This window comes from Bacillus sp. AFS029637, assembly GCF_002584985.1.
In the GTDB taxonomy this organism is placed as follows: domain Bacteria; phylum Bacillota; class Bacilli; order Bacillales; family Bacillaceae_G; genus Bacillus_A.
This window is the reverse complement of sequence record NZ_NUPZ01000017.1, coordinates 111820-124184: the sequence shown is the minus strand read 5'-3', so window position 1 is coordinate 124184 and position 12365 is coordinate 111820. Positions and strand designations below refer to the sequence as shown.

Here is a 12365-nt window from a genome sequence, read left to right as displayed (position 1 = left end):
TCACTAAAACTCCCTATACGACTACATGTCCATAAAAATACTTTTTACCAATCTTCCATTCTTTCTTTGTTAAAACATCAATATATGACATCAACTCTCTATTTTTTTCATTTGTTATAATCGTATCGTATTGAATTGGACATTTGCTTCCACTCCAAATTGATAAAACGGAAGGTATAGTAACAACATTATAAGTAGTTCTATCTCTTAAAGAACTCATAACTTCCGGCACTAACTTCTTTGCCAAGTCTCCAGGAAAAGATAGTCTATTATGATAATAATATTCTTGCGTATCATTATTTTCGATAAAACCAGAATAAGCTTCATTAAATTCTTCTAACGATACTTCATAATACTCGTCCTCAATTCCAAGCATCCATGAAAGTTCATTTCTAATAGCTTTTTCAACAAAGGTATCTTCCCACTCTTCTAGTAATGCTAAAAGATATGGTACTACATGATATGAAAGAGTTTCACCAGCACTTACTACAAAATTATGAACTCCATCCTCTGAAGCACTTGAAAGGAATTTCAAATTATTCGTTTCTAATAAATCATCATGAGTAGCTACTGAACAAAATAGTCTAGTGCATAAATGTAAAACAAGCTCATCTCGAGTACTATTCATAAGTTCGATTAGTAACCCCTTTACAGAGAAATCACCAAGCTTTAACAATTCATTAATTAAGATAAAGGATTCTTTCTCTGTTGCACTATCCCTTAGGTTAGACTTAAGAGTTTCAATTGTATGATTAGAAACTTCTCCATACCAAATATCTTTTTTAAAATGCTCTAAGTCCATCATTCTCTCTCCTTTTATTGCTGCTTACATTTATACGAACCATTATATATGGATAATATTATTAATCATGTAACTTATTTAAAAACTCCGTAAAATGATTAGCCACAAAAAATACATGTTCTCGCGCTACTTTTGGGCGGTAAGTGCCCGAGTGGTTCAAATAATCCATCAGAAAAATCCCCACTGATGGACGTTTCACTTTATCCTGCAATCTCAGCCGAAGAGAGCCCTTCATGAATATTTCCGCTTACAATGATAGAATGTCCCCAAAATAGATCTCCATCCGAAAAGAATATTTCAAAATCACCTTCTGAATAAACGCTTAAGCTGCTTAATGTGATGGAATTAACGAACATTTCTTTTGTAATTTCTTCGATTTCTGCTTCATCATCATCTTGTAGCCATTCATTTGCTAACTCTACCAATTCTTTTGCAGCGTACATTTTCATTTTCATTTTCCATTCATCTTGCTCTTTGAAAAGTGCATGTGCTGTTTCCAGTGCAGACTTCATCATATGTTTGTCTTCACTCCAATCAAAATATAAATGACATTCTTCACCAGCCCAAGATATTCTCTTTTCAAAAGTTTTCACTCTTTTATCAAGTTCAAACCCACCCAACATCTCATCATGATAATAAAGCGGTTTCATTGCATCTTGTAAGATGACTTCCAACTCATCATCTTTATATGGTGTTTCCAAAACCTTAACAAGCATCAATGAATTTTCTGACTTGCGCACCTGTAATGCTACAACTGTATTTGCTGTCAAAATGTCTTTTGATTTTCTCCATTCTGCATCATCAACCAACCATGCGAGTCGTATGTCTTCTTTTGTAATCGTTTCATTGTTATGTAAGTCTTTCCACGCAATCAAATCAATTGACGCAGTCCACAAAATGTTGTCACCGCCTTTTGATGCACCGATTCCTAATGCTCCTGTGACAGCTGCTATTTCAATCACATTTTCTGAGAATCTATTTTCAAATCTACTTATTTCACTTGATTTACTCAATTTCGAATACATTCCTTTCATCACCCACAGGCATAAGTACTTTGTGAGTTTTCCTGTTTTATTATAATTGGTCATGGTAAAGCCTATATAGAATTATAGCTATAATTCTATATAGGCTTTTTTTTCACCTGGAATTTTAAATTTATTTACATCATATTCTTTAATTATATATACTTTTATAGCCTCAAAATCTTTACCAAAAGCAAGAGATGGATTTTTTAAGAAATATATTATTTCTTCGTCGTCATAAATTCGGGCTTTAATTATTTCTTTGTCCGAGTGAAACGATAAATTGACTCCTTTGTAAAAATATTCGTAGTATCCCTCTTCATCCTGCTCACTCTTATCTTCAAAAGGAACAGATTCAATATGATATATATTCCCATTTACATTTATTGATTTCATACAGCATCACTCCCTTTTCAAGAATATTCATAAGAAATTAAATAGTCTCTGTCAATCATACCAAAAATAAGGGATTTACTTTTAGAATTTATAAAAAATATATAGGATTAAATTAAAATCTTTATATTATTTTTCATATTCCTTCATTATCTCTGTACAATTGTGTAATGTGTCACAGAAGTAGACATCTTGCAATGAGTTGCAGTGAAGGGGAATATACAATAAGAAGATCAATCTAGAAAGACTATCTAATTCGATCTTCTTTTATTGAATTTTTAATAAATGCATTTTTACCCTTAAAATAATATAATCAACGGGTGGATTATTATTTACATCCTCAAAACTGGGTCTAATCTTAAAGTCAAATTCATTTGTTATATTTTTCAATGAGTAAAGGTTTGTTCTATCTACACTTGTACGGAGGAGCAATATATCCGAAAACGTAAAACGCATGAAGAATATGTTGCGGAACTATTAGAAAAACGCGTGTACGATATGCCGCAGAACACAAATGTAACTCATGTAAAAATATATGGGAGGCAGCACCAACAAATTTTTTAAAAGGAAAGGGAGAGAAACATTATGTCAAAGTTATTACGTGAATTATCTAAACCGGATAGTGAGGCCCTGCGTTCCGAAGCACTAGAACAGTTGAAAGTTACTTCAGGTAAAATTGTTGCTTGTGATCCTCTTATTTTTAATGAAAATCACTTCGAACAAACAATTCAGCCAGGTACATATCCAATTGTTGCTTGGTGGCATAAGGAAGATGGAGTCATTGCTGGTGCTGAATTGAAATTGTCGGATTCAAAAGCAGTAGGATGGAAGATGGCAACAAAACCAGGACAAAATGTCAGTGAACTGGAAGACGGATATATTTTTGGTTACCCAGTTGATACAGGCTTAGGGTGCTTTGCAGATGTTGAAGCAATTGGTAAATTAGAAGAAATAGAAGATAGGTTACAACAAGAACTAGGAGAAGAATTTACTAGTTTGTATGATGATCTTATAGATGACATACTAACAGAACATGATGAAGATTGGGGAAATTGCGTGGTGTGTGAGGAAACAAGAAGTAATATCATTATATTCCGTTCAGGTTATGGAGATGGATTTTATCCTTCCTATTGGGGAATCGATGAAGCAGGAAAAATCGTTTCACTTGTTACTGATTTTCAAGTGCTACATGAGGAAAATTGAGGACAACATCAATTATGATATAAGAGTCAATATTTTTTCTTTTACAGCGCCAAATATTCCTCGTCTAATATTTGCAAATAACCCGTGGGATAATCTCCTTATATACTACTGGTTCTGATAGATAGGGTTATATTCTTAAGTGAATATAACCCGTCATTAATTCTAGTTGTATATTAACAGTTTTTTATTTAAATAATTTATTAACTCTACTGATGTAGAGTTAACGTCAAGTAACTCCAAAACATTCATAATGGTTGATTTTAGAGTTACTAGTGCACTGTTTTATCACGATACAGGTGAACTTCAGATACTCTACGCTCCGAAATTACTTTTTCTATAATTTCCTGACGGTTATATTCTACCTTCACTGTTTCACAGTTCCCCCAATGAGTAGAAGCAAATTTTTCATTTGACTCAAATACATCTAAAAGACGATTTAATATCTCTTCTTCTTTAAATGCTACTGTAGGATACATTGCGATTGTAAAATTATTCGGTTTCATTTTAATCCCTACTTTATTAAGAACGAGCTTATGTAACTATTTTCATTTATCACTGCCAGATAAGTTTGAATCCTTTCCCACTATTAATCATGTAACTTATTTAAAAGCTCCGTAAAATTATTAGCTACAAAAAATACATTTTCTCTCGCTACTTCCTCTGCCTCCTCAGCCGTAACCCCTTCACTTTCCATCAATATTTCCTTTTCCCATGCCCCCTCATGTTCCCAAAAGACGACAATTGGATCTTCTTTATGATTTTTATAATCAAAGCAAATTAAATTTCCTGCTGGATCAAATGCAAATGGCACCAATGCACTAGGTAATGTGCCATTGTAGTCATTGAATACCTCAATAATATTTTCATCATCATCCATATCATAAGTTAGTAATGTACCAAAAACTTTTCTCTTCCCCTCAACTTCAAATACTTCTGGGCTAACATGTGCTCCATTATTCTTCATTACACATTCTATATAATCTAAAGGGAAATGAATGCCCAACTCTTTTTCCACATTCTTTACATTTTCTCGCAATAAAGGCTTATCTGGAGATCTCCATTCCACTTTACTCATCTCGCACCATCCCTCTGAATTCCCTCAATTAATTACTACACATCTAAAACAGTTATAAGAAACCTTAATAAATTACATTTAAAATCTTATTTATATCTGTCATACAGTCTTTCACTAAATCGTAAAAACCAACATGTACATTATCTTCATATACCCAAAAAAGGTCTGTTCCATATGGTGCTTCAAATATTTCTAGCATTTGAGGTGCAATTGAAGACATTGATTCTGCACTAATTATGCAAAAGTTTTTTGGATTGTTTACATATTCATCATCATCCACTTCTGAAAAGATGTTCCAACCATTTAATTGAGAAATAGAACTTTCTTCTCGAAAACTATATCGAATAGGTACTCCATTCAAAACATTTCTAGATACAATAAACCCTCCATATGCATCATTTCTAATTGCCATGTTCATACTCCTTTACAATATTAATAAGGCAATAACTATTACAACTTCTAAAGTCAGCCAGTTCAAAATCACAATCATTAAACGCTGCCCCTATTAATCTCTTTATTCTTAGTCTTATCCCTTTTACAATCTTTATTATCTCTTATCCATCTTACGCTTTATGTATGCAGCAATTTCTGTTTGTCCGAATTTTTCAGCATATTCATAAGCATTCATATTCTTAAAGTTTTCTCCAGTGTATCTAATTGAAATGTCTATTCCTTTTTCAACTAGAAACTCAACTACTTCTTTATGTCCGCCATAAATTGCTCCAAATAGTGGATTTCTTTTTGCTAAACTTACATCCAATTCGGCACCAGACTCTACTAAATATTTTACTATTTCCAAATGTCCTGCTCCTGCGGACAAATTTAATGCAGAAGCATCAAATGTACCGCCTCTAGCATTCATATCTATCCCTTTATTAATCAAATACTGAACAATTTCGATATGCCCTTTCTTTGCTGCAACATGTAACCACGTACCAAATGGTGTCATTGAATGTAAAAATTCTGGATTATCACCTATTAGACGTTTTACTTCATTAATATCACCAAGCTTAATAGCATTTCTTATTGTTTTATTTATACTTTTCTCCTCCATAACATCACCTCCTATATTTCTGTTCTCTTGTCTAACTATGTCTCCATGAACTATTCAATCGAAGATTTATAAGCAACCTTTACATTTTTTAATCCTTCTATTACATTATTTATTCTTATCGATAAATCTTGTATTTCCTCTACTGTCAATTCACCTTCTGCCTCTTGAAGGTTAAACATACTTAGCCTCTTTGTTATACCTTTAATACGCCCAGCAAAAACCATATGATGATTGACTGCTATTTCTCCTATGGCAGTATCAACAATAACATCTTCAATCTTTCCTAAATTATCAAATTCATCCGCTAGTTTTGCTATAGCATATCGATACCCTCCCTCTTCATCTAATAACTCTTCATACGCCTCCCGAATTGCATGAAATAATTCGTTATACTCCCAATCTTTCATACATCCTCCCTCAAAAAAAAATCCCCACACCTATGTGAAAATAATCTTTCAACACAAATATAAGGACTTTCTTATTTCATGACTATACTTAATACATTTTATACGTTAGAAACTTCTTCTTTCAATTTATATACCCTATCTCTTTTTTCATCATTTTTGATAAAAATAAGCTTTCCTTCTTTAACAAAACCTTCTAATAGTAAGCATACTTGCCCATATGCTTTAGGCTTATCAGTTGTGAATCTTTCATCTGATATTTTACCAGCTCGTATTAATTGTTCGCATAACTCAAGTGCACTTATTTCTTCAGAATGAAGTAAGTCTAAAATATCCTTTTGTAAGGGCGATAAAGGTACTGGGATCTCAGCTACCTCCACCTTTTCTGGTTTGTTTTCTTCTTCAAATAAATCTTCGAATGAAATTTGATTCATACTTCTTTTCCTTTCTAACGATTGATTTGTATAACATGAACTGAATCCTATAGCGTATTTATTATTATGTATTACTTACCTTTTTTCATAAATCTCAAACTCATGTACATCGTTTCATATAGTATATTTCGATTATACCAAATATACGTTCTGTTTTCTATTGTAGAATTCGTTATAATAGGAATGAAAGTAATTATGAACATTTTTCTCGTTGTTAGTTGTATACCCCCTGTAAAAAAATAGAAATAGAATCTATAAATTTGTATAATAAAATAGCAAGAGTAAAATTTTATTATAGAAAGGTTCTGGTAACATGTTAGGTATTCATGTTGAAAAAACAAAAGATGAACTAATTATTTCATGGCAATTCTCTAAAATTCATATTCCATTATGTGAAATCACTGAGGTAACGGAAGATAATACATATGCTGGTGTTGAAGAAAAAAGCGCAATCCGAATTGGAACAGCATATGGTACAACTGACCGTATTTTAATTAAGACCGTAAAGCAAAATTATTTACTATTCACTACTAATAGAGTATCCATTTTAAATAAAATAAAAGCTTAATTGTTTTTCTTCCTATATTTAAATGTTAAACACCTACATTCTATTATAGGAAACGCTACAAAAGATTCGTTGATTACTCCTGCTCCGAATTCTGAAGCATATGGTGAAACTATATAACACAAACACCCTAGCTCTTCGCTAGGGTGTTCTTAGTTTTATCTATATACAGTAGTTCTACAATATTCATTTAATTTTATGAACTCCTTGTAATTGACTAAGAACCTCATTGGCAGTGCTCTCAAATTTTTTAGGGTTATCAGCAATAATTTCATTAAGTAAATTAATTACCGTTAGTTGTATATCATGATTCATTCCTACAAGTACTTTAGCATACTCACTTCTACATAAATCACTATTTAAAATTCTTTTGTTTAGTAGCATTGCCCACTCTTTTGCACTCTCAACCATTTTTGGTAAAGCTTTAGGCATCTCTGTTAAATATTTTTCCATTTCAAAACTTTCAATACAATGAACTAGACCAAACATAACCTCTTCCGCTTGTGTTTCATCCTCAAATACTATACACAATTCTTTAATAAGCTTCTCATCAGTACAATCTGCTAAGTTTTCTAATACACTGTCAAACTCTTCACATTCCGATTGATTTTTTAAAAATCTACAACTATATAATCTCTTAACCTCAGATTGAGAGTCCATATAAATTTCTCCTTTTAAATGAATTGGGTAATTAAATTAATATGACCATTAGTTTTCAACTTTTCTATTACATCAATATATGGCTGCCATCTCAAGTGTACATTTTTAAATATTCAGCAATTTCTACTTGCCCTCTTTCAATAGCAAATTCGTAAGCTCCCATCTCTTTCATAGTATCCCCTGTATACTTTACAGTACTATCAATACCATTCTGAACAAGATACTTTACAATATTAAGATGCCCACCATAAATCGCTGAGAATAGAGGATTTCTATTTGGATCACTAACATCTAATATTGCACCATTATCAAATAAGTACTCTACAATACCAATTTCACCTTCACTAGCTGCATGTGCAATAGGCGCTGACTTTGGTACACCTTCATTACGGTTAATATCCATACCAGATTCAACAAGAAATTTTATCATATCCAGTTCACCAGCTCTAGCCGAAACATGTAGCCAAGTTCCAAACGGCGTTACAAAATCAAGTAAACTTTTATCAGTAATAATGATCTCTTTCGCTTGTTCTATATCACCATTGTCAATTAAATCATAGATTTTTATCGCTTTTTCCTTACTTTCCATAGAATCCCCCTGCATTATTTTCATCTAGCTTAAACAGTTAGACATTGACTACGGATACATTTAGCTAAGTGCTACTGAGAGAGCGGATTTAAGCATAGTATCAAAATCGCAAAAAGTTTCCATATGCTCGCCTGAAGGCTTGTCTAGCTCAACAAATTTCTTTTTGGACACATTATAGCAATACCAAGCTATATCTGAATCTCCGAAAAAAATCAGCTCATCTTCGTCTTTAATTGATTCCCATACTTCATTAGCATCAAAAAAATTATCTACCTGATTTATTGGCTTAAAATCTAAAAAACTTTGGTCAATCCCATATATTATTAATCCATTAAATTCAATTCCATTAACTGTTTGTAAAAATTCATAGTACTGCTGTGGCAGGACATCTTCACCAAATTTTTTTACTACAGATTTACGAATTTTTGATAACTCCTTTTCGTTGATAGGTAAATTGAGCTTTCGATTTCGTTTCTCTCTTATTTTGGATATATGACTAATCTTCTCTCTCCACATAACTTCACCTTCTAATAAATATTCAATCCTTTTCTAGGCTAGAATTACACAAAGTAATCCTCAATAGTACACCCCATTACAAGAATTGGTTTCAAATTGCCCATTGCTTTTGGCGTGCTATTCAAATATTTTTCGAAACCACTCTAGATAGCATTAACCATATGATTTATCTAGATTGATATTTTAATGAAACATATTAAAGCTATTTTCATGATCCTACACGCAAACTTTAGAGTTATTTTATAATTAAAGTATTAAATAACCCCTTTACAAATCAAATCAACTTTTTCAAAATATTGTTGTGGTTGTTTCTCACTTATTTCTTTCAAAATTTTAATAACGTCTTCTTTATTTGTAGTTTTAGCCTTCTTCAACACATTAATAAATGGAATAATAAAATCATCTGAAGCTAGAAGACTTCTATAGAACCTTTTAGCACAATATTTAGCTTGTGGCAAAACAATGCTTATCCCTTCAATAATTTTATTTAAACCATCTTCAACTCCATTTTTTTCGATTATATAAAAAATCGATTCAATTAAATCACCAACAATCGAAGGTTCATCTATTTCATCATGAAATACACTGCACAAATCAATAATTACTTTATTATCTGCCGTTTGCAATATTTCATTTAAGATTTCCTCAAATAGCTCAATACTATCATCTTCATGCTCCAGAAAACGTATTCTTTTTAAAATAAATATCTTTTTTTCTAATGACATTTATTTCCCTCCATACTTTGAGTAGAGTTTATTGAAAAATTTCAAAAAATTTATAGTTTAATAAGTTGCCATAACTTCATAATAGCTCTCCTTATTCTCTAACATTGCAAGAATTATATTTTTCTTTTCGTAAAAAACTTCTCCCCTATTTTATCACTTCTTGTTTTTTCTCTATCACTATCTATTAGTTAATTCTTTAATTATCGTTTCAGCCTTATGTAATTCTTCTAATAGCGTATGCGGATAGTCATTGTAACTGTCCATATACGCATGCACACCACCCACAATGGTTATTCCCTTAATATCCTCGTTATTCTCTAATATTTCTAATGCTTTTTTATATCTTATATATATTAGTTGTAAAATGCCACTATTAATATCTTTCACATAGTCTTTCTCCAACTTATGTATCACGACTTTTACTTGTTGAATTAACTGCCTTTTCTTGTTCACTATGTCCTCCTATTTAATTATCATAAATTTTATTTCTATTTTTCACCACTCCAACAATGGCCTTTCCTCAACTATTACTTGTATCTAGTTCTATACATATATTCCTTAGTAACATTTCGTTTACCAACCAGCATGTTACTAAGAAAAGACCCTCTTTTGAAAAAACGAATCAAAAGAGAGCCTTTCTTTATGACTTTATTTCATATCCATATCTTCTGCCTAAAAAACTATTTATTATGCATTTCTACGTTTCATAAATAATATGGCTCCAAGAGTTAATAACAAAAGACCGGCTCCAACTGAGAACCACATAAAGAACGTATTTCCACCTGTAGCTGGTAATGTTCCTGCTTTTGATGTTTTTCCTGTTTTAGGTTGCTCTGATTGCGGTTTTTCTGACTGTGGCTTTTCTGGCTGTGGTTTTCCTAATTTTTTCTCTTTAAACTTCATTGTATGGCTCGCATCTTCAATGTCAACATTGATTGCTACTAAAATATCATCTTGATATAGCTCTTCAAATACTACTACTTCTTTACCTTGTAGCTTAGAAGCATTAAATGTGAAATCAATTGTGATAGAACCATTTTTCTCTTTTGCAGTAAACTTAGATTCTATTGCTACTTCTTTACCATCAACTAGTAAAGGCTTCTTTGTTGCTTTATCCATTAGTTTACCTTTTGCAACATATTCTTTACCTACGATTAAATCTTTGTATTCCACTTTATCTTGGATCGTGACAGATTCGTTTGCATACATCTCTTTTCCACCATCCGCTTTGTTTGTTGCTGTTGTTTTGATTGTTGGTTCTACGAATCGAACTGTTTGCCCTGCATCGTTAATATCAGATTGAATTGCCACTAAAACGCCATCTTGATATACCTCTTCAAACACTACTACTTCTCTTCCTTGTTGTTCTGCACCTACGAAAGGAAAGTCTAATGTTACAAAACCATTCTTTTCTTTTGCTGTAAACTTAGTCTCAGCTGTTACTTCCTTTCCATCTATTAATAATGGTTTGTTCATAACCTTGTTCATTAATTTACCTTTTACAACATATTCTTTTCCTACGATTAAGTCCTGATATTCCACTTTATTTTGGATTGTGATGGACTTTTTTGCATGCATCTCTTTTCCACCGTCTGCTTTGTTTGTCGCTGTTGTCTTGATTGTTGGTTCTACAAATCGAACCGTTTGCCCCACATCGTTAATGTCAGATTGAATTGCCACTAAAACACCGTCTTGATATACCTCTTCAAACACTACCACTTCTCTTCCTTGCTGCTCTGCACCAACGAAAGGAAAGTCTAATGTTACAAAACCGTTCTTTTCTTTTGCTGTAAACTTTGTCTCAGCTGTTACTTCCTTTCCATCTATTAATAATGGTTTGTTCATAACTTTGTTCATTAGTTTACCTTTTACAACATATTCTTTTCCTACGATCAAATCTTTGTATTCCACTTTATCTTGAATCGTGATGGAATCTTTTGCATGCATCTCTTTTCCACCATCCGCTTTATTTGTTGCTGTTGTTTTGATTGTCGGTTCTACAAATCGAACTGTTTGCCCTACATCATTAATATCAGCATGAGTTGCCACTAAGACACCATCTTGATACAGCTCTTCAAACACTACTACTTCTCTACCTTGCTGTTCTGCACCAACGAAAGGAAAGTCTAATGTTACAAAACCATTCTTTTCTTTTGCTGTAAACTTTGTCTCAGCCTTTACTTCTTTTCCATCAATTAATAACGGCTTATTCGTAACTTTGTTCATTAGTTTACCTTTTACAGTGTACTCTTTACCAACAACTAAGTTGGTGTACTCAACTTTGTCTTGGATCGTGATAGACTCCTTTGCATGCATCTCTTTTCCGCCATCAGCTTTGTTTGTAGCTGTTGTTTTCACTGATGGAATCTTTTCAATTTCTGCGCTAGCCTTTGGTAACATTAAGTTAAAGAAAAGAGATATGACAGAGAGTAAAGCTAGAATCCTAATTACATATTTCCTCCCCATATTTACAACCTCCTGTTTGATTTACATTACAAACATTTAAAATATTCTTACCAAACTGCAATTCCATTATAAAATAAAAAATTACATACTTTAACATTTTTTTGATTTTTTAAATTTTAATTATAGGGATTTATCCATAACTTGTTTTAAAATAAAGTGAAACTTTAATTAGTGGTTTTTTGTTCATCCTTCACTAATTATCAGCCTTTACCAATCAGACTTTTACGGGCAGCCCGATTCTCCCCTAACTTTTTTTCTCTAGCTGAATTTTAAGGTGGGAGGTTTACTGCTCACAAATAGCGTGGGGAATATTTGACACTTACATTAAAAAAGCACTTGTTGTCTTTAATTGACAATCAAGTGCTTTAAGTTCATTAGCTTTATGTTCATCATCCAGTAAAATATCATCTCACCTAAGCTCGTACTTCGTTTTCTATTTTATCATTGCACGTAATAC

Annotated in this window: 17 protein-coding genes; 2 read left to right on the top strand and 15 right to left on the bottom strand. The window is 32.2% G+C overall.

Features of this window, described 5'->3' with window-relative positions:
• Positions 1-13: 13 nt before the first annotated feature.
• The 3 genes from imm47 to COE49_RS07715 form a co-directional block, all read right to left on the bottom strand.
• Positions 14-802, bottom strand: a complete 789-nt coding sequence (gene imm47, locus COE49_RS07725; protein ID WP_141556619.1) for an Imm47 family immunity protein — start codon at positions 800-802, stop codon at positions 14-16.
• A gap of 200 nt (positions 803-1002) precedes the next feature.
• Positions 1003-1836 carry a DUF2262 domain-containing protein gene (locus tag COE49_RS07720; RefSeq protein ID WP_141552067.1) on the bottom strand — a complete coding sequence of 278 codons (834 nt, stop codon included), beginning with the start codon at positions 1834-1836 and terminating at the stop codon, positions 1003-1005.
• A 78-nt stretch (positions 1837-1914) separates the two neighbouring features.
• A complete protein-coding gene (locus tag COE49_RS07715) occupies positions 1915-2220 on the bottom strand; it encodes a hypothetical protein (protein ID WP_088229659.1) in 306 nt (101 codons plus the stop codon).
• Between the two features lie 582 nt (positions 2221-2802).
• Between COE49_RS07715 and COE49_RS07710 the strand changes: the two genes are divergently transcribed.
• The gene (locus COE49_RS07710; RefSeq protein WP_088229660.1) at positions 2803-3420 is read left to right on the top strand and encodes a DUF4241 domain-containing protein; all 618 of its coding nucleotides are present in this window, start codon (positions 2803-2805) and stop codon (positions 3418-3420) included.
• A gap of 269 nt (positions 3421-3689) precedes the next feature.
• Here COE49_RS07710 and COE49_RS07705 read toward each other — a convergent pair whose 3' ends face one another.
• The 6 genes from COE49_RS07705 to COE49_RS07680 form a co-directional block, all read right to left on the bottom strand.
• Complete coding sequence (locus tag COE49_RS07705) at positions 3690-3923, bottom strand: hypothetical protein (RefSeq protein WP_088229661.1); 234 nt, start codon at positions 3921-3923, stop codon at positions 3690-3692.
• Between the two features lie 83 nt (positions 3924-4006).
• A complete protein-coding gene (locus COE49_RS07700) occupies positions 4007-4495 on the bottom strand; it encodes an SMI1/KNR4 family protein (RefSeq protein WP_098945808.1) in 489 nt (162 codons plus the stop codon).
• Positions 4496-4559: 64 nt separating this feature from the next.
• Positions 4560-4907 carry a DUF2185 domain-containing protein gene (locus tag COE49_RS07695; RefSeq protein WP_098945807.1) on the bottom strand — a complete coding sequence of 116 codons (348 nt, stop codon included), beginning with the start codon at positions 4905-4907 and terminating at the stop codon, positions 4560-4562.
• 135 nt (positions 4908-5042) lie between these two features.
• Complete coding sequence (locus COE49_RS07690; protein ID WP_098945806.1) at positions 5043-5549, bottom strand: ankyrin repeat domain-containing protein; 507 nt, start codon at positions 5547-5549, stop codon at positions 5043-5045.
• A 50-nt stretch (positions 5550-5599) separates the two neighbouring features.
• Positions 5600-5956 carry an Imm3 family immunity protein gene (locus COE49_RS07685; RefSeq protein WP_088229664.1) on the bottom strand — a complete coding sequence of 119 codons (357 nt, stop codon included), beginning with the start codon at positions 5954-5956 and terminating at the stop codon, positions 5600-5602.
• Between the two features lie 98 nt (positions 5957-6054).
• Positions 6055-6387 (bottom strand): DUF3895 domain-containing protein, encoded by a 333-nt coding sequence (locus COE49_RS07680; RefSeq protein WP_088229665.1) that lies wholly within the window; start codon positions 6385-6387, stop codon positions 6055-6057.
• A 313-nt stretch (positions 6388-6700) separates the two neighbouring features.
• Here COE49_RS07680 and COE49_RS07675 point away from each other — a divergent pair, with 313 nt between their 5' ends.
• The gene (locus COE49_RS07675) at positions 6701-6955 is read left to right on the top strand and encodes a SunI/YnzG family protein (RefSeq protein WP_000900619.1); all 255 of its coding nucleotides are present in this window, start codon (positions 6701-6703) and stop codon (positions 6953-6955) included.
• A gap of 183 nt (positions 6956-7138) precedes the next feature.
• On the opposite strand, the gene COE49_RS07670 is transcribed toward COE49_RS07675, so the two are convergent.
• The 6 genes from COE49_RS07670 to COE49_RS07645 all read right to left on the bottom strand — a co-directional run bounded on the left by COE49_RS07670 (position 7139) and on the right by COE49_RS07645 (position 11908).
• Complete coding sequence (locus COE49_RS07670) at positions 7139-7612, bottom strand: Imm30 family immunity protein (protein WP_088229666.1); 474 nt, start codon at positions 7610-7612, stop codon at positions 7139-7141.
• Between the two features lie 91 nt (positions 7613-7703).
• On the bottom strand, positions 7704-8201 hold the full coding sequence (locus COE49_RS07665; protein WP_088229667.1) for an ankyrin repeat domain-containing protein: 498 nt from the start codon (positions 8199-8201) through the stop codon (positions 7704-7706).
• Positions 8202-8261: 60 nt separating this feature from the next.
• Positions 8262-8717 carry a YrhA family protein gene (locus COE49_RS07660; protein ID WP_088229668.1) on the bottom strand — a complete coding sequence of 152 codons (456 nt, stop codon included), beginning with the start codon at positions 8715-8717 and terminating at the stop codon, positions 8262-8264.
• Between the two features lie 254 nt (positions 8718-8971).
• A complete protein-coding gene (locus COE49_RS07655; RefSeq protein WP_088229669.1) occupies positions 8972-9442 on the bottom strand; it encodes an Imm30 family immunity protein in 471 nt (156 codons plus the stop codon).
• 177 nt (positions 9443-9619) lie between these two features.
• Positions 9620-9895: a hypothetical protein gene (locus COE49_RS07650; RefSeq protein ID WP_088229670.1), complete on the bottom strand. Its 276-nt coding sequence runs from the start codon at positions 9893-9895 to the stop codon at positions 9620-9622.
• Between the two features lie 234 nt (positions 9896-10129).
• Positions 10130-11908, bottom strand: a complete 1779-nt coding sequence (locus tag COE49_RS07645) for a VaFE repeat-containing surface-anchored protein (protein ID WP_088229671.1) — start codon at positions 11906-11908, stop codon at positions 10130-10132.
• Between the last annotated feature and the right edge of the window lie 457 nt (positions 11909-12365).

Coding starts and splice junctions, on each gene's coding strand:
- COE49_RS07645 (WP_088229671.1), bottom strand. CDS start 11,908: ATGGGGAGGAAATATGTAATTAGGATTCTAGCTTTACTCTCTGTCATA.
- COE49_RS07680 (WP_088229665.1), bottom strand. CDS start 6,387: ATGAATCAAATTTCATTCGAAGATTTATTTGAAGAAGAAAACAAACCA.
- COE49_RS07665 (WP_088229667.1), bottom strand. CDS start 8,201: ATGGAAAGTAAGGAAAAAGCGATAAAAATCTATGATTTAATTGACAAT.
- COE49_RS07710 (WP_088229660.1), top strand. CDS start 2,803: ATGTCAAAGTTATTACGTGAATTATCTAAACCGGATAGTGAGGCCCTG.
- COE49_RS07700 (WP_098945808.1), bottom strand. CDS start 4,495: ATGAGTAAAGTGGAATGGAGATCTCCAGATAAGCCTTTATTGCGAGAA.
- COE49_RS07705 (WP_088229661.1), bottom strand. CDS start 3,923: ATGAAACCGAATAATTTTACAATCGCAATGTATCCTACAGTAGCATTT.
- COE49_RS07685 (WP_088229664.1), bottom strand. CDS start 5,956: ATGAAAGATTGGGAGTATAACGAATTATTTCATGCAATTCGGGAGGCG.
- COE49_RS07660 (WP_088229668.1), bottom strand. CDS start 8,717: ATGTGGAGAGAGAAGATTAGTCATATATCCAAAATAAGAGAGAAACGA.
- COE49_RS07655 (WP_088229669.1), bottom strand. CDS start 9,442: ATGTCATTAGAAAAAAAGATATTTATTTTAAAAAGAATACGTTTTCTG.
- COE49_RS07715 (WP_088229659.1), bottom strand. CDS start 2,220: ATGAAATCAATAAATGTAAATGGGAATATATATCATATTGAATCTGTT.
- COE49_RS07670 (WP_088229666.1), bottom strand. CDS start 7,612: ATGGACTCTCAATCTGAGGTTAAGAGATTATATAGTTGTAGATTTTTA.
- COE49_RS07695 (WP_098945807.1), bottom strand. CDS start 4,907: ATGGCAATTAGAAATGATGCATATGGAGGGTTTATTGTATCTAGAAAT.
- COE49_RS07675 (WP_000900619.1), top strand. CDS start 6,701: ATGTTAGGTATTCATGTTGAAAAAACAAAAGATGAACTAATTATTTCA.
- imm47 (WP_141556619.1), bottom strand. CDS start 802: ATGGACTTAGAGCATTTTAAAAAAGATATTTGGTATGGAGAAGTTTCT.
- COE49_RS07720 (WP_141552067.1), bottom strand. CDS start 1,836: ATGAAAGGAATGTATTCGAAATTGAGTAAATCAAGTGAAATAAGTAGA.
- COE49_RS07690 (WP_098945806.1), bottom strand. CDS start 5,549: ATGGAGGAGAAAAGTATAAATAAAACAATAAGAAATGCTATTAAGCTT.